Origin of the sequence: Pseudomonas rhodesiae, from assembly GCF_007858255.1 — a bacterium.
GTDB lineage: Bacteria > Pseudomonadota > Gammaproteobacteria > Pseudomonadales > Pseudomonadaceae > Aquipseudomonas > Aquipseudomonas rhodesiae.
Window position 1 is genome coordinate 54,647 of sequence record NZ_VFEU01000025.1, and the last position, 19,809, is coordinate 74,455.

The 19,809-nt window shown below is 56.6% G+C and carries 25 protein-coding genes and 1 pseudogene; 17 read left to right on the forward strand and 9 right to left on the reverse strand.

Annotated features, from left to right (window positions below):
* Positions 1–64 precede the first annotated feature (64 nt).
* The 5 genes from FIV35_RS24225 to FIV35_RS24245 all read right to left on the reverse strand — a co-directional run bounded on the left by FIV35_RS24225 (position 65) and on the right by FIV35_RS24245 (position 4,394).
* Entirely contained in the window at positions 65–424 is a 360-nt protein-coding gene (locus tag FIV35_RS24225; RefSeq protein WP_023049098.1) for a hypothetical protein, read from the reverse strand.
* 456 nt (positions 425–880) lie between these two features.
* Positions 881–1,609: a phospholipase D family protein gene (locus FIV35_RS24230; RefSeq protein WP_028622352.1), complete on the reverse strand. Its 729-nt coding sequence runs from the start codon at positions 1,607–1,609 to the stop codon at positions 881–883.
* A 66-nt stretch (positions 1,610–1,675) separates the two neighbouring features.
* On the reverse strand, positions 1,676–2,479 hold the full coding sequence (locus FIV35_RS24235; RefSeq protein WP_028622353.1) for a hypothetical protein: 804 nt from the start codon (positions 2,477–2,479) through the stop codon (positions 1,676–1,678).
* On the reverse strand, positions 2,476–3,942 hold the full coding sequence (locus FIV35_RS24240; RefSeq protein ID WP_028622354.1) for a 3'-5' exonuclease: 1,467 nt from the start codon (positions 3,940–3,942) through the stop codon (positions 2,476–2,478). Before FIV35_RS24240 ends, FIV35_RS24235 begins: the two co-directional genes overlap by 4 nt.
* Entirely contained in the window at positions 3,939–4,394 is a 456-nt protein-coding gene (locus tag FIV35_RS24245) for a hypothetical protein (protein ID WP_028622355.1), read from the reverse strand. Before FIV35_RS24245 ends, FIV35_RS24240 begins: the two co-directional genes overlap by 4 nt.
* 166 nt (positions 4,395–4,560) lie before the next feature.
* On the opposite strand from FIV35_RS24245, the gene FIV35_RS24250 reads away from it, so the two are divergent.
* Entirely contained in the window at positions 4,561–5,619 is a 1,059-nt protein-coding gene (locus FIV35_RS24250) for an RNA-guided endonuclease InsQ/TnpB family protein (protein ID WP_028622356.1), read from the forward strand.
* A gap of 103 nt (positions 5,620–5,722) precedes the next feature.
* On the opposite strand, the gene FIV35_RS24255 is transcribed toward FIV35_RS24250, so the two are convergent.
* A complete protein-coding gene (locus tag FIV35_RS24255; protein ID WP_033045069.1) occupies positions 5,723–7,213 on the reverse strand; it encodes a DEAD/DEAH box helicase in 1,491 nt (496 codons plus the stop codon).
* 260 nt (positions 7,214–7,473) lie between these two features.
* Between FIV35_RS24255 and FIV35_RS24260 the strand changes: the two genes are divergently transcribed.
* Entirely contained in the window at positions 7,474–8,019 is a 546-nt protein-coding gene (locus FIV35_RS24260; protein WP_060763793.1) for a hypothetical protein, read from the forward strand.
* 24 nt (positions 8,020–8,043) lie between these two features.
* Positions 8,044–9,045 carry a nucleoid-associated protein YejK gene (yejK, locus tag FIV35_RS24265; protein WP_043859657.1) on the forward strand — a complete coding sequence of 334 codons (1,002 nt, stop codon included), beginning with the start codon at positions 8,044–8,046 and terminating at the stop codon, positions 9,043–9,045.
* A gap of 66 nt (positions 9,046–9,111) precedes the next feature.
* Here yejK and sppA read toward each other — a convergent pair whose 3' ends face one another.
* Positions 9,112–10,047, reverse strand: coding sequence for a signal peptide peptidase SppA (gene sppA, locus FIV35_RS24270; RefSeq protein WP_083377978.1), 936 nt, complete (start codon positions 10,045–10,047; stop codon positions 9,112–9,114).
* Positions 10,048–10,502: 455 nt separating this feature from the next.
* Here sppA and FIV35_RS24280 point away from each other — a divergent pair, with 455 nt between their 5' ends.
* The 14 genes from FIV35_RS24280 (at position 10,503) to FIV35_RS24345 (ending at position 18,225) form a co-directional block, all read left to right on the forward strand.
* Positions 10,503–10,739 (forward strand): hypothetical protein, encoded by a 237-nt coding sequence (locus FIV35_RS24280; RefSeq protein ID WP_016502335.1) that lies wholly within the window; start codon positions 10,503–10,505, stop codon positions 10,737–10,739.
* 282 nt (positions 10,740–11,021) lie between these two features.
* Positions 11,022–11,903, forward strand: coding sequence for a prohibitin family protein (locus FIV35_RS24285; RefSeq protein WP_011077945.1), 882 nt, complete (start codon positions 11,022–11,024; stop codon positions 11,901–11,903).
* A gap of 108 nt (positions 11,904–12,011) precedes the next feature.
* The gene (locus FIV35_RS24290; protein WP_011077944.1) at positions 12,012–12,542 is read left to right on the forward strand and encodes a protein-tyrosine phosphatase family protein; all 531 of its coding nucleotides are present in this window, start codon (positions 12,012–12,014) and stop codon (positions 12,540–12,542) included.
* 270 nt (positions 12,543–12,812) lie between these two features.
* Positions 12,813–13,556 carry a hypothetical protein gene (locus FIV35_RS24295; protein WP_047882726.1) on the forward strand — a complete coding sequence of 248 codons (744 nt, stop codon included), beginning with the start codon at positions 12,813–12,815 and terminating at the stop codon, positions 13,554–13,556.
* Positions 13,557–13,831: 275 nt separating this feature from the next.
* Positions 13,832–14,227, forward strand: coding sequence for a hypothetical protein (locus FIV35_RS24305; RefSeq protein ID WP_047882728.1), 396 nt, complete (start codon positions 13,832–13,834; stop codon positions 14,225–14,227).
* A 113-nt stretch (positions 14,228–14,340) separates the two neighbouring features.
* Positions 14,341–14,577: a hypothetical protein gene (locus FIV35_RS24310; protein ID WP_020190240.1), complete on the forward strand. Its 237-nt coding sequence runs from the start codon at positions 14,341–14,343 to the stop codon at positions 14,575–14,577.
* Positions 14,578–14,654: 77 nt separating this feature from the next.
* Positions 14,655–15,011, forward strand: coding sequence for a hypothetical protein (locus tag FIV35_RS24315; protein ID WP_047882729.1), 357 nt, complete (start codon positions 14,655–14,657; stop codon positions 15,009–15,011).
* Positions 15,012–15,022: 11 nt separating this feature from the next.
* Entirely contained in the window at positions 15,023–15,205 is a 183-nt protein-coding gene (locus tag FIV35_RS24320) for an FmdB family zinc ribbon protein (protein ID WP_047882730.1), read from the forward strand.
* Positions 15,206–15,216: 11 nt separating this feature from the next.
* Positions 15,217–15,375, forward strand: coding sequence for a hypothetical protein (locus tag FIV35_RS29680; RefSeq protein WP_170245417.1), 159 nt, complete (start codon positions 15,217–15,219; stop codon positions 15,373–15,375).
* 363 nt (positions 15,376–15,738) lie between these two features.
* Positions 15,739–16,092 carry a hypothetical protein gene (locus FIV35_RS24325; protein WP_053060103.1) on the forward strand — a complete coding sequence of 118 codons (354 nt, stop codon included), beginning with the start codon at positions 15,739–15,741 and terminating at the stop codon, positions 16,090–16,092.
* Between the two features lie 79 nt (positions 16,093–16,171).
* The gene (locus FIV35_RS24330) at positions 16,172–16,621 is read left to right on the forward strand and encodes a type II toxin-antitoxin system PemK/MazF family toxin (RefSeq protein ID WP_011077935.1); all 450 of its coding nucleotides are present in this window, start codon (positions 16,172–16,174) and stop codon (positions 16,619–16,621) included.
* A 358-nt stretch (positions 16,622–16,979) separates the two neighbouring features.
* On the forward strand, positions 16,980–17,255 hold the full coding sequence (locus tag FIV35_RS24335) for a hypothetical protein (RefSeq protein ID WP_011077934.1): 276 nt from the start codon (positions 16,980–16,982) through the stop codon (positions 17,253–17,255).
* Between the two features lie 12 nt (positions 17,256–17,267).
* Positions 17,268–17,618, forward strand: coding sequence for a phosphatase PAP2 family protein (locus tag FIV35_RS24340; protein ID WP_011077933.1), 351 nt, complete (start codon positions 17,268–17,270; stop codon positions 17,616–17,618).
* A 58-nt stretch (positions 17,619–17,676) separates the two neighbouring features.
* Positions 17,677–18,225 (forward strand): DNA methyltransferase family protein, encoded by a 549-nt coding sequence (locus FIV35_RS24345; RefSeq protein ID WP_231980894.1) that lies wholly within the window; start codon positions 17,677–17,679, stop codon positions 18,223–18,225.
* Positions 18,226–18,396: 171 nt separating this feature from the next.
* On the opposite strand, the gene istB is transcribed toward FIV35_RS24345, so the two are convergent.
* Entirely contained in the window at positions 18,397–19,200 is an 804-nt protein-coding gene (gene istB / locus FIV35_RS24350) for an IS21-like element ISPst3 family helper ATPase IstB (RefSeq protein WP_010454871.1), read from the reverse strand.
* Positions 19,193–19,809 (reverse strand): annotated as a pseudogene (gene istA / locus FIV35_RS24355) (IS21-like element ISPst3 family transposase); the annotation flags it as partial. The gene istB and the pseudogene istA, both read right to left, overlap by 8 nt.

Below are 19,809 nucleotides of genomic sequence, written 5' to 3' on the forward strand. Positions count from 1 at the left end.
CCCAAGAAAAGGAGAATCCCCATAGGGGAAGACTCCCCCAGTGGGCGGTTTATTTTGTGCAGGTTTACGCAGCAACTACCAGATCAATCACAGACAGGCTGTCTTCACTGGTTTTTTTGGTGAAGCTTACGACTGGTGTGAGCCCGTGATAAACCAGCTCGGCACACAGCGAATGCATCATCCATGGCGGGCAACTGACCAGAACGGTAGTTGTGCCAGATTTTTTTGCTTCAGCAAGGGCAATTTCGGCAAGACGCTCAACGCGCTTTGCAACACTTTCCTTGGTCGGCAACACCGGGAAGAAAAGGAGATTACGAATCTCCTGAAATTCCTTCCAACTCGTAAGATTACGAACCCCGAAGGCTTCGAGTTCACGGGTAGTTTTAAACTTGGTCAGATTAACGACTTCGTTGGTATTGCTCATATTCTCAACTCCAGTTTTCAGAGCGGAGAAATCCCATACGGGTTTCCCCGCATGGGTAGGTTTTTAAGCTGATTAGAGTCGCAGCTAACGACCCGTGCCAGGCACGGACAAACATCTACGCTCATGCGTGGATGGTTGATTCTGGGGGGTAGCATAGGTCAGACGGACTTATGCTTACTTGAACAGCCCCGATCGGGACTGTGAGGGTTCTTGAGCTGCAATAGCGCGCAGCTTACGCACCTTTCGGTAGGGCCATGATGCCTATTTACAGGGATGCCTGCAACCCTCTGGGATCACGCAAATTTGCGGTCAAGCAGGCCCGGAGGAGAAAGAAAAGCCGCCCTTAGTCAGCCTTGGGCGGCTCGCTTATCGTGCTTCTGGGCCGGCTCACATCAGGTGAGGAATTCCATGGCATTCAGGCTTGCTTTCCGTGCCGGTCGGGCCTCGACACAAGCGTCAAAAATCAAAATCAAACGGCCATAAAAAGTAAAAACCGCCAGGCCCCTTCCGGAACTCGCCACCTGCGGATTTACCAAGGTCTGTCAGGTAATGCATGGTATCTCGAAGCTCGAGGTATCCCCCCGCAACAAGCCGATCCATCAGGTCTTTCGTCTTGATGCCCATTTTTGCAGCCAACTTTGCAGAGGTGAGCTTGGCCATAGCGCCTGAACCACCATCAGCCTCATCGGTCGATGCCGATGCTGCCTGAGCAGCAGCGCCACCGCCTTCGACCTTGACGACCATTTCCATTGCAATACGCACCTCATCGCTTACACGGACAATACGCTGAGCCTCGTCGTAGGCATCGCGGTAGCACTCCGAGTCAGCCTCCCGGGTCAGCAGGATGCCCATCTCGTTGTTATTGACCTGGCTGAACTCGTAGAGGTTGAGGCTCGTGATGATGGCCACTTCTTCGTTGAGGTAGCACTTGGCATGCAAATTCTTGCAGAAGCTCGTGCGAACGAAGGTCAGGGCCTTGAGCCAGTTAATTTCCTGAGGGTTGAGCTCGCTCTTGCCGTAGACGATCCGCACGTCAATCTTCATGCGGTTTTTGTCTTCCAGCAGCTCGCGGATGCGATCATTGATTTTGAGGAACGGGCTGATCAGGATCAGCCGCTCTTTGGCGTTCTTGATCAGCTCCTCCAGGTAGTAATTGGTAGCGCTGGTGTTAAGAAACTTGGGCATATAATTTCCTTGACTTCGTGAATTGCTCGGGCCTAATGCACCCGCGATTGCATGCACCATAAGTGCTCAAACATGGCCACGGGCTCCATCCCAGAAGGATTTTAGATGGAAGAAAAACGCTGGGAGCAGGATCAGCACTAAGCTCGCTACTACAGATAGGGTCACCACCGTCACCGCGCCGTTGAGTGCATGCCACATGCCGATCTCGAGATAGCGCGTCCCCAGATCCGCTGCCTTGATGATGAACGCCATTGCTACGCCTTCTCCTTGGAATGGGATCATCTGGAGCAAGAAAATTAATCCGCCGAAAGCGACCGCGATGATCGCGAATCCCTTGAGACCCAGGGCGGTATCGGCTGTGCTTGGGATGGCGTGCATCGAGATAACCAGGACGAGTAACGCCAGAGCAAACCCCTGCAATGAGCCAGTACCCAAGTCGACGATCGCGGTAACAGAACCGGTGGCCACAGCGCCGATCCAGACAACCAACGGCACCAATCCCTGGTCGGGAAGGCTCTGATCGTATGATGTGCCAAGGGAGATAACGGCGATTGCGCCCCCGGCCAACAAGGGCGCTATGCCCTGAACAAGGAGACCAATCGAGTTGCGCAGAGAAAACGGGCTGTAGGAAAACTCGACGTAGCCCAGCTGCCCAGTGATTGCATCCGGTGCGAATAGAGCAAGCTTCCTGATTCGCAGGCCGAAGAGCAGGCATGCAATCGCGTGCGCCATTTCATGTACAGGCCCGCCGATGATTCCAGTGTTCCGATAGACGATCCACGTCTTTACCGAAAACTGTGACACCAGCTTACCCCAGACAAAAATCGCGCCGGCCGGCACCAGTAAAAGCGCGAGATAGAGGTAGATCATGCGCGCTGCCCCGCTGCTGCTTCCATCTCCCGCTTGGCCTCAGCGTGACTTTTTTGGATCACGACCTGGGTGATGCTGTTGATCACCAACACCTTCTTTGCTCTTGTGGCTGCGACATAGAGCAAATTCAACTCATCAACCCGCTGATCAGGGGTGATCTTCTCTTCGTCGAAGATGTCTGGGAAATCTTCTTCCAAGACAACCACATCCCACTCCAGCCCCTTCGAGCGGTGGCAGGTGCTCACAATCACATCTGCATCAAGAGGATCATCCGTTGAGTTGCGGCGTAGCGCCGAGATCAACTTCGGAATGTCGTTGTGCTCCTTGAGTATCCTGAGCATCCGATTCATCTCGGCATCCTTCGACTCCTCTGCCGCTTCGGCAAACCCTCCAAAGTCGCTGAACTGCCCGAAAAGGCGCTTGTTGCGGATCTCATCCTTGCGGCCGACCTTCAGATGGTAAACATCCTCGAGGTCGGAGATTTGGTATGCCTCAATCCCCCCGTTCCAGTAGACAACTTGGCCGTCAGATACAGCATCAATGGCCGTCATGATCACGCCGATCACCGTGCGGTTGAGCACGGTGTAGTGGTTACATCCAGAGGGCAGCGATGTCGTCACTTTGTCGCGGGCACCAAACCCAACCAGGGGACGTGTTTCCCCTTGCTGTTTGAGGATCGCATTGGCTACGCCGGCAATCATCGGCCCGAACCGGAACGAGTTGGTCAAGAACATCGACGCCGCGCCCTGCACAATCTGCGTATCAAGTGCGTTCTCAGCCCCTCGCCAACGGTAGATTTGCTGCCATTTGTCGCCGACAAATATCTTCCTCGCCTTCTGACCAGCGACCAGGGAGGCAGTTACGGGGTTACTGTCCTGCGCCTCATCGAAAAGGATCACGTCATACGGCAGCTGGGGATTACTGAGCTGGAAGAGCTTCAGGTATGCGTCATGCTGGCAGGGGAATTTGCTCTCGGTATCGATCATCTCGTCCCAGAGTTTCTGGGCAGAATTTATCGTCCGGTCGAGGTGATCGGCTCCGTGCTCCGCTGCCTCTTCCTCGCTGAGCGCAGCAAAATAATGCGCCTCACTGATTTCTTCGTCAGCGCTCGAAAGGTAGGCATTGAGCACAGCGATAGCGTCTCGAACATCTCCCCAGTTCCGTGTTTTGAGGAGCCCGGCAGCATCCGTCAGACGGATGTTCCCGAGCTTGTGCTGATAGTGTCGGCCAAACTGCGGCCAGGCCAACTGGTGGGATGTCTTGCACACTACGTTTTTCGGAAACTTCTCCGCGCCTTCATCCCGGATAGCGCGGTTGTACGCCAGATAGAGCATGCGCAAGTGGCTGTGATGGTTGGCGTAGGCAACAAGCGTTGTCGTCTTGCCGCACCCGGCATAGGCCTTCACCACCAGATGGTCACCTTGGTATTCGATGATGGGGAGCTGTTCTGCGGTCGACTTCATTGAGGCGACTCCATTCTGTTTTTTGCACATTTGCCGCCGTAGACAGACAGCGCTGCTAAGCACCAGAACGAAAACACGGCATCAATCAGGTCGCCCATTGGGAGATGGCGAACAACCAGGGCTACCGGCTCTGTCACCACCAGGAACGTCGCATACCCTGCAACGGCATGCATTCCGAAGGTGCGTAAGGCTGCTGCTGCTATGAGGAGGGGAAATAGTGTGTAAAGCGCCAAGCTATGCGTGGAGCTGGAGCTCGGGGCGAGGTGGGTACAGGCGACGACCATGCCAACCGCTACTGCCATCAAGCCGGCAGCGTGACGACTGGACATCGAGCGCAGCTCTTCGCCGCTGTGCCTGAACGTCAGAATCATGACCGCGTGCGAGCCGATGCCTGCCAGGTAGTCAATGAGTGGTGATCGGCATATCGCCGGAAGATATTTTTCGCTGGGCATGTGAGTCTCCTTAGGTGAGGAGATCGTTTCATGCAGGTCGCGGGGAAAGGTCTGGTTTCGGGCGGTTTTTTGGTCTGAATTACGCAGACGCCGCCCTAGATCGGGGCGGCCGGAGAATAGCGATGGCTCACCTTGGGTTATTCCAGAGCTATGGCACGCTGCCGACATGAAGCACACCAAGACCCTCCAGGTTCGCGTTCGAGACAAACACACTCAGCTGCTGCGCCAGATGGCCCGGCAGGTGAATTTCGTCTGGAACTACCTGAACGAACTCAGCCATCGCTCGATCCGTGAGCGCGGGGTCTTTCTGTCGGCCTACGACTTAGATCGCTATACCCAGGGCGCAAGCAAGGAACTGGGCCTGCACTCGCAGACATTGCAGGAAGTGTCGCGGGAATACGCCACGCGCCGCCGGCAGTTCAAGAAGGCCCGGCTGAGCTGGCGTAAATCGATCGGTGTTCGCCGCTCGCTCGGCTGGATTCCGTTCAAATCCGGCGCAGCGAGCTGGAAGAACGGCCAGGTGTTCCACAATGGCAGATGCTTCAAGGTCTGGGACAGCTACGGGCTGGGCCAGTACCGCCTCCGCTCCGGCAGCTTCAGCGAAGACGCCCGAGGCCGCTGGTATTTCAATGTGGTCGTCGAGCTGGAGACCCAGCTATCGACGGGGCAAGGGGTAGTAGGCATCGACCTGGGCCTGAAGGACGTGGCCACCTGTAGCGACGGGCAGCGGCTGGAGAATGGCCGTTTCTACCGCGACCTGGAGCCCAAGCTGGCCAGCGCCCAGCGTGCTGGCAAGAAAGCTCGGGTGCGGGCAATCCACGCCAAGATAGCCAACCGGCGCAAGGATGCCTTACACAAATTCAGCCGCTCGCTGGTCGAGCGCTGCAACACGATCATCGTGGGCGATGTCAGCTCGCAGAAACTCGTCAAAACCAAGATGGCCAAGTCGGTGCTCGATGCCGGCTGGGGTCAACTGAAAACAATGCTGGCCTACAAATGCGCGCACGCAGGCATCGTCTTCAGGGTCGTGAACGAGGCGTACACCACCCAAACCTGTAGCTGTTGCGGTGCATTGCCCGCCAGCAGGCCGAGAGGTATCGCAGGGCTTGGAATAAGGGAATGGATCTGTGAGTGCGGTGTCACTCACGACCGCGACGTGAACGCGGCCAGGAACATTCTCGCGCTCGGGCATGAGCGTCCTGGAGAGGGAATCCCCGGCGTTTAAGCCGGGGGAGGATGTCAATCCTTGGTTGTTGAAAAATCGCATGGGTGTTAAGTCCCAGCTGAAAGCAGTGAAACATGGCTCTAGATAATCCCAAGCCACCGGCTCACCCGAATCGGCGTTTGCTTTTGGCGCGACGGACGTTATAGCCCTTCACCCAGCTTTTCATGTCTTCGCTCGGTGGTTTGGGTTGCACGGTACCGATCCATGCGCGATCTGGCAGCTCTTTCATGTATGCCTGGTATGCGTACTGAGCCCACCCGTCTTTCTTGCCGGTCTCACGGGCGTACCCAAGCAGCTCGCAGAAAGTGTGCTGTTTACTGGTCGGCCCGAGCACTTTGCGTCGATCGTCTAGCTTCACCAGTTTGCCGGTGGCCACCGCCACCCCATCCGGTATTACGATTTCGTTGCCACACTTCGGACAGAGCAATCCGCTGAAAACAAAGCTGCACTTCGGACATGGCTTGGTTTTTTTCTCCTGATCGCCTTTGTCCTGCGGGCGGCGGTCAAGACGCTCCCCTTCCCCATTGTCCATGGCGTCGGGCACCTCGTCCGTTGGCTTCCCGTTAAGCAAGAGGTTCCCGGAGTGGTCAATGATAATGCAGTCGATTTTTCCAGTTTCAGGCGAGAGTCGCAGCCCGCGGCCAATCATCTGGTAGTGAAGCATCAGGGACTTGGTAGGCCGCGCTATCACGAGGCAACTGGTCGAGGGGTCATCAAACCCCTTGATCAGCATAGCCACTGAGACCAAGACCCTTATCTTGCCCGCCTTGTACTGGCGCAAGATCTCCTCGGTCTCATGCGGCGGCATATAGCCATCGATATGAGCTGCGGCAACCCCAGCTTTTAAAAACTCAGCAGCGAGCTTCTTGGAATGCTGGACGTTGCAGGCGAAAACCATTGTTTTGCGGTTTTCACCCAGTTCTTTCCAGTGCGTTACCACGTCACCAAGCAGCTTGGCGTCACCCATGACCGTGGCAAGCTCGTCCTCGATCCAGTCACCATTCGGCTTCGTGCTCACCCCCTTCAGCGAAGGCACGGAGGGCGCGTAGCACTGTGTAGGGACAAGGAAACCTTGGTCTGTCAGCTCGGAAAGGGAGATGCAGTTGACCAGTCTGTCAAAGATGCGGCCCAGGCCTCGCCGCCATGGGGTAGCACTGAGCCCAATAACTGGCACCTTGTTCCGCCGGCACCACGTGATCAGCTCAATGTGGGCTTCGTGGATGACATGCGCCTCGTCAATGAGAACAAGGTGTGGTTTGTGGTGGTTGAGCATGTAATCCAGTCGCGGACGCAAGCTCTGGATCGTTGCGACCTGGATGGGCTTTCGGTAGTCAGTGCAGGGATGGTCTGACTGAATTGCACCGGCGACCAAACCATCTTTGTGGAACCGCTCAAGCGTCTGATCGAGCAGCTTCACGCTGTCGACGATGAACCAGGCCCTCCGGTTCTTCGCCTGCGCACCGGCAATGATGTGCTTGGCCACCTCTGTCTTACCGGAGCCCGTAGGACTCATCAGCATCTGAATGATCGCGCCAAGGCTTATGCCCTTGCGGAGTTCAAAATCCTGCTGTTGTTGGTAGGGTCGGAGCTGCATCGAGGTTTCCCGCTGTAAGAACTACAGGTAGGAAACCATCGCTTCGAAATAACCCAAGCCAGGTGCTCGATCCGTGGAATGGAGACGGCAACAGAGCGCAGCCTGATTGAGACGGATATTTTTTCCTGCCAATGCGCCGATACAGGCTCTTCCTGATGCTCGCATCTCGACTTGGGTTTTCCGGCCGGCGTGCGACTGTGTTCGACATTGCCTGAGCTTTCGCACAGGCGTCGACGCAGGCCAAGAGATAGGAGTCGTAGATGGATGACGTAGGAAAGGCGCGCGCTCGCAAGTTTGCTGAGTCGCTGCGGCATGCAAGCTGGGTTATCGATGATGAAGCAGCCGGCGCACGAAATGCCGTTGGATTCTGGCTGTACTCATACAACCTGGTTGCTGGCCCCCGACTCGTTGGCCAGCTGACGCTGGACGGCTATCGAGCAATGCAGAGCGGCGAGGATCTGAAGAATCTTGACGGACTTCAGCCCGCTGATGTTCTCGGCGCAACCCTCAGCGCCTATGACGCTCTGCCCGAGCGGAGCCGCAATGCAGGGGAGTCGCAAACCGTCATATCAGCACTGTCGCTATACGCCAGTTCAACTATGACCTGGCAGGCGCTGCCGCCTCTCAAAACTGGAGCGCACCAACACTTCATGGTGTTCGATTGGCTCACGGCTTCCGGCAAGAGGATTTTTCGCCCCGCCGCTGCAATCACCGGTTCCGTTCTTGCTCCTGAAATCCTGACCGACTTCAGTAAGCAAGTGCTCACCGCCCATTTGTCGAAACACCCCCACGAAACGCCTTACTAACCCCAAACTACAGGGACTTTGCTCATGCCAATCCGTCACATCATCGTTCATCAGATCGACAAAAAACCTGATGGTACTCCAGCCGTCCTGCACGCCCGCGACAGCGAGCTGGGTGTGTCGCCACCCATCGACAACATGCTCGCCGATCTAAACGAGAGCTACAACGCAAAGCAGGGCAAGGCCTGGGGGCTCTTCCATGCGGAGTCCGGCGCTTATCCCTTCAGCCGATGGCTGAAGGAGTACATCGAGGGCGGCCAGGACTTCACATCTTTCACTCACGCTGCCGTAGAGCACCTGCAAAAGCTGATGGAAGAATCGAACCTCTCCACCGGCGGCCACGTCCTGTTCGCCCACTATCAGCAAGGCATGACCGACTACATGGCCATCGCCCTGCTGCACCACAGCGACGGCGTGGCGGTGACCGACGCCCTGGACGTGACCCCAGCCAAGCACCTGGATCTCGGCCAACTGCACCTGGCAGCGCGCATCAACATCAGCGAGTGGCAGAACAACAAGCAGTCCAAACAGTACATTTCGTTCATCAAGGGCAAGAACGGTCGAAAGGTCTCCGACTACTTCCGTGATTTCATCGGTTGCCAGGAGGGTGTAGACGCCCCCGGTGAAACCCGCACCTTGCTCAAGGCATTCAGCGATTTCGTCGAGAGCGAGGATCTGCCCGAGGAGCAGGCGCGGGAGAAGACCAATACTCTGGTTGGCTACGCGACCAGCCAGGCGAAGTTGGGCGAGCCGATGACGCTGGAGGAGCTGTCCGGGCTGATCGATGAAGATCGACCAAAGGCGTTCTACGATCACATCCGCAACCGCGACTACGGACTGTCACCTGAGATCCCAGCGGATAAACGCACCCTGAACCAATTCCGCCGCTTCACCGGCCGCGCCGAAGGTCTGTCGATCAGCTTCGAGGCCCACCTGCTGGGCTCCAAGATCGACTACGACGAGAATGCCGGCACGCTGACTATTCGCAATCTACCCACTCAGTTGCGTGATCAACTCAAGCGCGGCTAAAAAAATGCCCCGTCCATCTCTGGACGGGGCAGATACTGCTTAGCCTGGCCGGGTTCCTGCTGGGCTTTAGCGCAAGCTCAGGCCGTCGAACCCAAGCCGCAATGAGAGGTGTTCGGCAACCGAAGCGCCGATCTTGCTGGCAAAGCGATCCAGGGGATTCTGTTTGCGGGTGAAATCAACGATCTTGCTCACACCTACGACTTCACGAGCCACGTAGTCAGAATCACCAAGGCGATCAACCAGCCCCAGTCCCACCGCTTGCTCGCCCGTCCATATCAGCCCCGAGTACAGGTCGGGATTCTCCTTGGCTTTCAGACGATCTCCCCGACCAGCCTCTACCGAGCGAATGAATTGGTTGTGGGTTGTTTTGAGAACCCCTTCCCAGAACTTCCTCTCCTCAGGATTTTGAGGCTGGAATTGATCCAGGAAAGCCTTGTGTTCCCCGGAGGTATAGGCGCGGCGTTCAACCCCAAGCTTTTGCATGAGCTCAACGTAACCGAAACTCGCCGCGGTGACACCGATCGATCCGACCAAACTTGCCTTGTCCGCAAATATCTCATCGGCTGCGCTGGCGATGTAATAGCCACCGGAGGCACCCAGATCTGTGATGACGGCATAAACCTTCGTGTCTGGATGCAGTGCACGCAAGCGACGAACTTCATCGTAAACATGGCCCGCCTGCACGGGACTTCCGCCTGGGCTGTTGATTTCCAAAATCACAGCTTTCGTATTCTCATTTTCAAAGGCCTTGCCGAGGCTGCGCTTCAGGTTCTCAGCGCTCGCTTCCTCCCCATCCGCAATCACTCCCCTCACCTTGATTTTTGCTGTTACCGGCACATCGGCCCCAACGCCATCAAGGTCTGCCCTTCCGCCGACCACAAAAGCAGTCACGACGATCCCAAGAGTCGCGAGACGGAAAAAATTCTTCCAGCGACGTGCTGCACGCTGCTCTTTGATGCTTGCTTGCAGCGTTCGCTCCAAGACTTCGAGGCTTTGATCCATGGGATTTCCGTCAGAAAATTTATACACGGCTATTAAACACTGCGGAGAAGCAATCCTGAACAGGCAACGGGAACTTGGGATTCTCGGCGGTCGTGAGAGAAGGAGGCGGATCACTTATACGGAGAACCATTTATGCAGGTCGTCACGCCCCAAGCCCGGAATCGGGCTGGACTTACTCTCAACCTGGTCATTGGAGTTATCGGCTCACCGCAAGCGCTTTCTCGGCTGAAAGCCAAGCTCGAATTAGCCGTTGAGGACGCTTTGCAAGGGCTCTCACAAGAGGCCAGCCATGAGCTTGGAATTGAGATTGGTCGCTGGAACATCGAAACGTCCACCTCCCAACCAGAAGGCGACGGGTCGGCATCGAGCGGGCCACCCCCTGGTCATTCGGTAGAACAGCTGGAAGCCCCCCCGAAGCCCGCATCCGAGGCCTCCCTGAAGGCAGGATTATGCCTATGAGCGCCACATCCGCCGTGACACAAAACTTCGAGCACGAGCGCTTTGTGGTGCGGGATATCTCTGACCAGTATGAGGCTCCGACCTTTGACCTGATTTTCCGAGACCAGGAGCACGGAGTTGAGCGTTGCTCCGACAGCGTGTGGAGTTCGCACGAGCAAGCCTCGGTAGCAGCGGAGGCACTGGAAAAGGCGGATCGCCGTCCAGTTCACTGGGGTGTGTTGAAGAGCCTCTAAACGGAGACCCATAGAACTCAGGCGACCATTTGTGTCGCCTTTTTTCGCGCTGTCAGCCCCCGTGACTCAATCAGCCAGGTAGCCGGCAGTATCGAGGCGACTTGGGTATTTCAGGCATGCCTATAGCGTGGCCAATGCAACGCGGCCGAAACCGAGGAGAAAAACACCGCAAACCACAAACAGCTTAGCCCGCTTTCAGGCGATAAAACCGCCTGAAATCGGGACATTCCTCAGTCAGTACCTAACAAACTATCCGGCGACCAACCACCAAGGATCATCAGTATGCAATTCAACAATTTCTCATCCTCCTCCAAATCTCCCCTGGCTCTCGGCTTGATTGCCGTTTCGGCCGTTATTGGCGTGGGTCTGCTGCTGGGTTCGTTTTACACCGTCGACGAGAAAGAGCGCGCAGTAGTTCTGCGCAACGGTGCCTTTATGGAGGTGGCAGATCCAGGCCTGCATTGGAAAATCCCCTTCATCGACAGCGCCAAAGCGATCTCGATACAGAACAACGCCACCAAGTGGGACGGCTTGCAGGCGTACAGCCGTGACCAGCAGGCTGCAACGCTGTCGGTCTCGGTCAGCTGGCACGTGCCGGCAGGTGAGGTCGCGGATGTCTACAAGAGCTACGCCGATCTGGACGGCCTGCTGACAAGGGCGATCAGCCGCCATGTCCCGACACAGGTAGAAAACGTCTTCGGTCAGTACACCGCCGTCAACGCCGTACAGCAACGCGGCAAGCTGGTTGCCGATATCGCCACCGCAATCAAGGGCGCAATCAGTGGACCGGTGGTGATCGACAGTGTGCAAGTCGAGAACATCGACTTCAGTGACGCCTACGAGAAGTCGATCGAAGAACGCATGCGCGCTGAGGTTGCCGTGAAGACTCGTGAGCAGCAACTGGCCACTGAGCAGATCCAGGCGCGGATTGTCGTCACCCAGGCCCAGGCTACCGCGGATTCGGCACTGGCCGCCGCACGTGCCGAAGCGGAAAGCATCCAGCTGCGCGGCGAAGCGGAAGCAAAAGCCATCGACGCCCGCGCCCGCGCCCTGGGCAGCAACCCCGGCCTGGTCGAGCTTACCAAAGCCGAGCGCTGGAACGGCGTGCTGCCTACCACGGTACTTCCAGGCGGAACCCTGCCGTTCATCGACGCCAAGAAGTAATCCATCCTTCCACACTAGAAGCCCGCAGCCCTGACCAGCTCGCGGGCTTTTTCATTGAAAAAGGGATCTATCAATCCAGTAGTCATGCCGATGGCAACGGAGAGACAAATGCACCGAACCATACCCAGCTGCATCTTTTTATCGCGCAGCGACGCTGAAGCACACGCGCCAGGCCCCGACTGGCACCTGTTATCGATATCTGATGGCCTTGAAGATCAGGCCTGCATCGACGAAGCACGGTGGAAGAGCGTGAGCTACCACCACTTCATTGATGCTGGCTTTGACGAAGAAGTCATCGAGATATACGGGCCAGATTTTGAGCGGAATTACGTCGACTACTTGCTGAGCAGCAAGGCTGACGTGCTGCGGGAGCGCATCCGTGAAATTGCAGATCAAGGGGAAAATATCGCCGTCAATTGCCAGGCCGGGCGATCCCGGAGTGCCGCGGTTGCTTTGTATATCAGCAAACATCATGGGTACCAGCTGCATAAGCCGACCCCAGACGCAAACCAGTGCGTCTACCGGATGTTGGCCAACGATGTTCACCTGATGGCAGCCTACCGTGCGGCAAGAACACCTGTGGAACCAGAAGCGCCAAAGCGAAGCCTTCTTTCGGCGATCAAATCGCTGTTCTCCTGAGAGAGCAAAAGACCGCAGCGAGTCATGGTAAATTAGGCCCTGGGCAGCTTCATGGTAGAAGCTACGCTCCCAAGGCACTCCTCCCCCTCCTGTCTCGTCTGTGGTGTCGCTGAAGCTGCTCGTTTTATTACCGGAGCCCGCCAGGCTTTCCCTCGGCGGGCTTTTCTTTGAGCAACGCACTGTCGCTCAACCAGCCATTGGGTTTTCGGCTAGCCGCAGTACGCTCATAGCTGAATCTTTTGTCACCCACATGCAGTCAAGGAACGGATCATGAATGTTGAAACAACGCGAGCGGCCTACATCGAAGAACGCCGGCAGACAGAGGCCGAGCGCAAGGCCCGTGCCGCCGAAAAGCTCAAGGATCACCAGTACACTTGCCTGGTGAAGCAATCCGATGTTGAAGTTTGGCGTTGCAAGGCTGAGCGCACCACCGCCTATGCCTTCGATATCATGATGACCCGGTTCGGAATCGCCGTTGTCGGCGATATCGGCGACCTCACGTTCAGTGTCGGCCTGGGCTATGGCATATCGTTCCTTGCGGGTGATGACGTCACCTACTACCTGCACACCAAGCTCAACGAGTCCCACAAAAAGCAGGTATTCAGCACAACCCTGTTCCGCCAGGTGCTGGTGTCGAGCATCTGCCGTGAACTGCACGACAACTGCTCCCAGGAAATTTGGGACGCCCTTCCAGCCTGGGCGCAGGATGCGGACTTGGTTCGGGGTGAGCATTGGGGGGAGTTCCGCGCTCTTACCGTGGCCAATCGCCGAAATCTGGAGAATGGCGATGATCGCTGGATGCACTGGGACGACCTCTTTGACCTCGCTGAGAACATCGGTTTCACCGAAGAGGCGCACCAGTTCATGCGCGACAATGCCGAAGTGCTGTGCCTCGGCGAAGAGTGGTACGAGCACCGGATAACGAAGACCTGCGACAGCCTTTATGCTCAGCTCTACATGATCAACCACGCGGCCAAGGCGATCATGGCTCAGGCCGATCAAGCCGCTGCTTGAGGGAAAACAAGATGATTAGGCACTCACCTTCAGATGTACCTCGCTTGATTGACGGGGAGTCACCGAAACTCATCGCTTTGACTGCCACCTACGGCCTGCACGTCCTCAAGGTCACTGACTACAACTGTATTGATGAGGGTGACGAGCCAAACTGGAGCACGGCATGTAGTGACGGCTGGAGCGTTGAACGGACTGACATCATCTGGTGGGCGTATGCGGATGAAGTCCGCGAGCTTCTGGAATCAACCCCCAACAACTGATCACGGAAACCGAAAATGGACATTCAGAACGCACTTTGGAAACTGCACGCGCTGGGCGATAGCTCGGTGCTGGGCGAGGATTACCGCGCCGCCGTAAAGCTGGCGGCAGAAGTGTTGAACAACGTTCGCAACGTGGCCGATATGGGCGCAGGCGAGGACTTGGCAGAAGTCTCAGCAGTGGTGAGCACCCTGGCAGAGCAAGCCTCGAAGGTTGAAGACCAGTCGATGCAAATTCACACCCTGGAGCAAGACAATGCACGCCGTGCGCAGTTGCTCGCTGAGCTGCTGGAGCATGCAGAGCGACAGGATGTTGAACTGAACCCGGCGTGGGTCGATATCGACGAACCGGCGTTGTATGGCCAAGTCCGCGAATGGGCTCACCCCGAAGACCGCGCCGTTGCGGCGGCATAGGAAAACGCGGCGGATCTGCCGACCAGGTACACCCCAAGCCCAGCCCTAAAAAGCTGGGCCGAGGACGTAGACGAGGACGCCACATTGCGTACTCCCCAAACAGGACGGTCAGTATGTTTTCAGGTAACAAGGCAATCGCATTTTGGTTCGCGGCTATGGTGATGCAACTGGTTGTTTCAACCGGAGTGAACGACTGGGTTGGCCGGGTAGCGGTATTAATCGGGGCCACATTCTCTGCCTGGCTCTTCATGGATGGTTTTATGGCTGCTATGCGACCTGTAAAGCAATACGAATTCAAGGAGGCCAACCAGCCTTTGAAAACGGGCACCGACAAACCCACGGTGGGTTGAGGGAAAACGCATGGGTCTGCCGACGCTAGCTGAAGTGCGGTCGAACAGCGCCCACGGCAACCAGGAAAATACCGTGCATGAATAACTTCAAAGATCACCAGCAAAAAATTGTGAAGAAATTTCCGATTATAGCTCTAGCAGCCCTAGTAGCTTGGGGCTGTTGGGCAGTTAAGGAGATGATCCATGGTCGAACGTTAAAAAGTTACCGGTCGGCCGGGGAGTTACTGATATCAAATAATCACTTCGTCAAAACGACCACGGACGAGTTTTCAGTCGTAGGCGATGATTTTGTGTTCGATTCTGGACGCACTGAGAGGGTCGAGCTTCGAACTTTTAGGGATGGCACTCAGCAACTATGTCTTTTGCCATTTAACGAGCTTTATTCCGAGCAATGCCGCTACATTTCAACCAAGGCCGACAGCGACGGAATATAGGAAAATATGACATGTCGATCACCAATGCTCCGCTTGTTCTGTACGTGTATCGCTGCACCGTGTGCGGCCAAGCAGGCAAGTTGCATCTGCCTGAATCATCGCCCGAGGTGACTACGGCCTGCTCCGCGTGCGGTGCCGAAGTCCTGGCCGAATGGGATGGCGGCGTAGAGCTGGTCACCGATCAACCCGACTAACGGAAAAGTTCATGATCTTCACCGTTCGTTCGAAACAGGTTGAAATCAGGGCTGCGAAGCGCTTCCGGCTGCTACCACGTGGCGACTTCTCAGCACCAGGTCACGCACTGATGAATTGGCTGGGTGTGGTGGTTTTCATCAAGCCAGCCCCCCCGAAGATGGATGCATAGGAAAAAGCCCAGCCCTAAACGAGTTGGGCCGAGGCAGCGCGGCTTGGCCACCAGCTCGTTGCTGGCCGGGCCGTTTCTCCCCACCACAGGATTGAGGTTGGGCTCTTCCGGATCGACTACTGCGCCCGGATGTGGCACGGCACCGATCCTGAAATTCCCCACGGCGTTTTTCCTCTGGATGGGAGGCTTTCAGCCCAATACACCGGCAGCAGAGTGCAAATTGATCCCCTGCCCCCTTCTGTCTACGAAATTTTGATCATGCCGCCATTCGGCATCGGCTCTCCCGTGGCTCGTTGAGTCCGGTTGGGATTCCCACCTCATGCCGTAGCCTGATGGCATCTCCTGGAAAGTTCGGATCGCCTTATGTCTCACAACGCCGCCACCATCAACGAACTGTTTCGTCTACGCAACAAGGTAGGCCTCTCAACAGCTTCGGGCTTTAAGGCCCGTGTGCGCTTCGTGCAGCTAGCCTATCGCCACAACCTCGTGCGTGAGATCACCAGCTATCACTTGTGGGATCTGGGGTATGAAGGACTTGGCGAACGCACTTTTGATACCTGCTTCGAGATGGGCGACAGTCCCGAGGTAATCGCAGAGCTGATCCGTGACGCGCGAGTACACGGCTATACAGGAAACATCGAGATAGAGGTGGGTAGCCCGGATTGCTTTGCCCGCTGGTGCGGATATGCTGACCGCCAGCAAGAACTTGCATTCTGAGGACTATCACATTTAGCTCTCTCGCCCCTGATCTGTGGCAAGATCCATCGCTAGCGGCGACCCAATTTAAGGACGATTGATGGCTATTAATTTTGAACCCAAGATAGGTCAAATCTTGGAATGCAATTACGGCGATTATCAGTACGATGAAAACGGCGTCATAGTTTTCAAGAACTATGACTATCGCTTGAAGCCCGAAATGATAAAAAACCGCTTGGTTGTTGTGCTCAATGCGCGCATCGACCCAAATGCCTGCATTGTCGTGCCGCTATCGACAACAAAGGACATGGGCAAACTCAGCCGCGGGCTACACGTCGAGCTGGGGAGCGACCTGATTGACGAGCTACCGTACTTCAAGCAACAGACCAGGTGGGCCAAAGCGGACCTCGTTGAGCAGGTCAGCAAACAGCGCCTATTCAAGCCCAGGGCGATGCGTGGTCATCTTGAGCAGGTGCTATCGCGAGAGGTCGTTACCCTGATTCAGACAGCAGTGATTAAGGCCGTTAACGCTGGTGGATTGCTGAAATAGCCTAGGTCAAATGCTTACTGAATAGTTGACATAAGTGTCAGCTGACCCTATTATTTGCCACGTAGCCCTTGAGGCACTTGAGTTTTATCCCCCTAGAGGGACCTGCAAAGCCCGGTTAATCACCGGGCTTTTGCCTTTCTGAGATTCCCTCTCCCCTTCCCTACCCCCTTCCTTCAGAGGTTGCCGCTGGGCGTCACTTCCCAACCAGGCAGCATCGGCTTTCTCCAACCGCACATCCTACGCTTATCAGGTAGCCACCAGCATTCCATCCCACCTGCTATGCGCTTGGGTTGTGCCTGGCAAATGGGATAATCGGAGCCTAGATTGCACTCGACCGCTCTGAAAAGGAACCCTATTCATGCGTACTCTGGTACTGCCGCTCAAAGGCGAGTATTTCGACGCAATCAAGGCCGGGATCAAGCCGGAAGAATTCCGGGCTGCCACGCCCTATTGGCGACGGCGTTTGGATGGACAGAGCTTCGACCAGATTGAGCTGACACGGGGCTATCCGAAGCGCGGAGACGACGCACGAAGACTTGTGTTGCCCTGGAAGGGCTATCGCTTGACGACGATCGTTCATCCACACTTCGGCGCAGATCCAGTCGAGGTTTTCGCCATTGATGTCTCGCGCTAAGGATGCGGTTCAGTGAATCCGATCAAGCAGCATTTCCGACTGAAAAAACCCTGTGCGAATTGCCCTTTCCTCAAGGAAGGAGCCATTCCGCTAAGCCGCGGGCGCTTGGAGGGGATTATTTCTACCCTGATCGAGGATGATCAATCTACTTTCCAGTGCCACAAGACCGTGCATTCAAAACGGGGTGGCAACTGGGACGATGAGGGGAACTATGAACCCTCGGGGCACGAGTCGATGTGCGCTGGAGCTGCGGCTTATCTCATGAAGAAAGGCAGGCCGACCGTGGGTATGCGGTTCGCTTTTGCCACCGGCGATGCTTCCCCCAACGACTGGGATTCAGTACGAGAGATCGTGATCGACTGACTTCTTGGGTTCTCATCACTTCGGGTTAGGTTCGTCCTAACGTTCCCGATAGCAGCTGATGAGCACCATGGCTAAATCAAGACACGCAAACGCAAAGACCGAATCCTCGAGCCCAGCAGAACACCGCAAAAACCTCATTCGCCTGCTCAACGCAAACAGCCATCGCCATCACTTGTGGGATGTGTTTGCGGACTTCTGCGAAATGGGCGCGCTAGCGATGAGCAACAGCGTGGACCTGGCCCAGCGTAATGAGCGTGAAAAACGCTACATGAGCATCATTAAGAAGTATGAGCCGAGCGAGGTGCATCGGTTTCCCCAGATGCTCGCTGAACTCACCATGGCAATGGAATATGGGCCTGACGATGTGCTTGGCCAGGTATTCGGCGAATTGGAGCTGGGGAACAGCTCAAGAGGACAGTTTTTCACCCCTTACCCAGTCTGCAAGCTCATGGCCTCACAACTCTTTGGGGATGGTGCAGATCTGCGCAAGCGATTAGATGAGCGAGGCTTTATAACGGTCAACGAACCAGCATCCGGTGCGGGAGCTATGGTGATCGCGATCGCCGAAGCGTTGGGAGACAAAGTGTTGGCGCTGATGGAAAATTGACCCACCCTGCCGATTGAAATTTGACCCAGGGCGGATTGCTGATTTTGTTACCAGCAACTGTGGATAAGTCTACCAGCGCAGCTGCTGTTGCCCCCACTCCTTCGCTAGCCCAGTTCAGTTGTTTAAGACCTGCCACACGCAGCCATGTAGCAGGCCGTCGTCGCCATGAAATCAGAACGGCTCATCGTCCTCCGGTTCCTGGCCGCCCTTACGCTTTCGCTCCCGTGATTTGATCTTGGCCTGGGCCGCCAAGCTACTGTGTTGCAGGCGATAGGACTCGTTACCGGTTTCGACGATGTGGCAGTGGTGGGTCAGCCGATCCAGCAGGGCGGTGGTCATCTTGGCGTCGCCGAACACGCTCGACCATTCGGCGAAGCTCAGGTTGGTGGTGATCACCACGCTGGTGTGTTCGTACAGCTTGGATAGCAGGTGAAACAGCAACGCACCGCCGGCCTGGCTGAAGGGCAGATAACCCAGTTCGTCGAGGATGACCAGATCCATGCGCAGCAGAGCTTGGGCGATCCGCCCGGCTTTGCCGTCGTGCTTTTCGCGCTCCAGCAGATTGACCAGATCGACCGTGGAGTAGAAGCGCACGCGCTTGCCGTGCCGGGTGATGCCGGACACGGCCAGCGCAGTGGCCAGGTGGGTTTTACCGGTGCCAGGCCCACCGATCAGCACCACGTTCTGCGCGGTGTCGGTAAAGGCCAGACTGGCCAGTTCGCTGATCAAACGAGCGTCTGCGCTGGAGGCGCTGAAGTCGAAGCCGGCCAGGTCGCGGTGCATCGGCAGCTTGGCCATGTTCATCTGGTGGCTCACCGAGCGCATGGCGCGATCTGTGTGCTCTTGTTCCAGCAGGTGTTCGAGCAGCCACTTGGACGAGGCTGTGTTCGACTCACCCTGCGCAGTCAACTCCGCCCAGGCCGTGGCCATGCCGTGCAGGCGCAGCTCCTTGAGTTCCGCCATCAAATCACGCATGACCGATCTCCTCGGTCTGGCCACGCAGGCGGTCGTAGCGCGCCGTGTTAGCGACGGGGGCTTCCTTGAGCGACAAGTGGGTTTCGACGCTGGGTGGTGGTTCGGTCGCGGCCAGGCGCGCCACGACATTGAGGATGTGTTCGGCGCTCAGGCTGCCGCTTTCCAGTACCAGCTCAACAGCCACCAGCACCGCATCGAGCCCGGCGACCGGTACGGCAGCCAGAACTTGCGCCATGATCCGGTCACCGCCGGCATGACGCCCCAGACCGTGCTTAAGCTGACGCAGCGGCGCCGGCAGATCAGCAAAGGGCGCGCCGTTGCGCAGCGCACCGGGCTTGCGTTCGATCAGCGGGAGGTAGTGCTGCCAGTCATAGCTGACCTGGTCGCGATCCAGCAAGCGGACATGGCTGGCGATCAGCGCGTCGTCAGCCACCACCTCGATTCGCGTCGGATACAAACGGCTGCTGACCCACTTACCCGCATACTCACACGGCACCGAGTAGCGGTTGCGCCCGACGCTGACCAGGCAGGTGCTGGAGACCCGCGCAGGCCGCTCGACGTAACCGTCGAATGGCGCTGGCACAGGCATCAGTTCAGCGCGCTCCAACT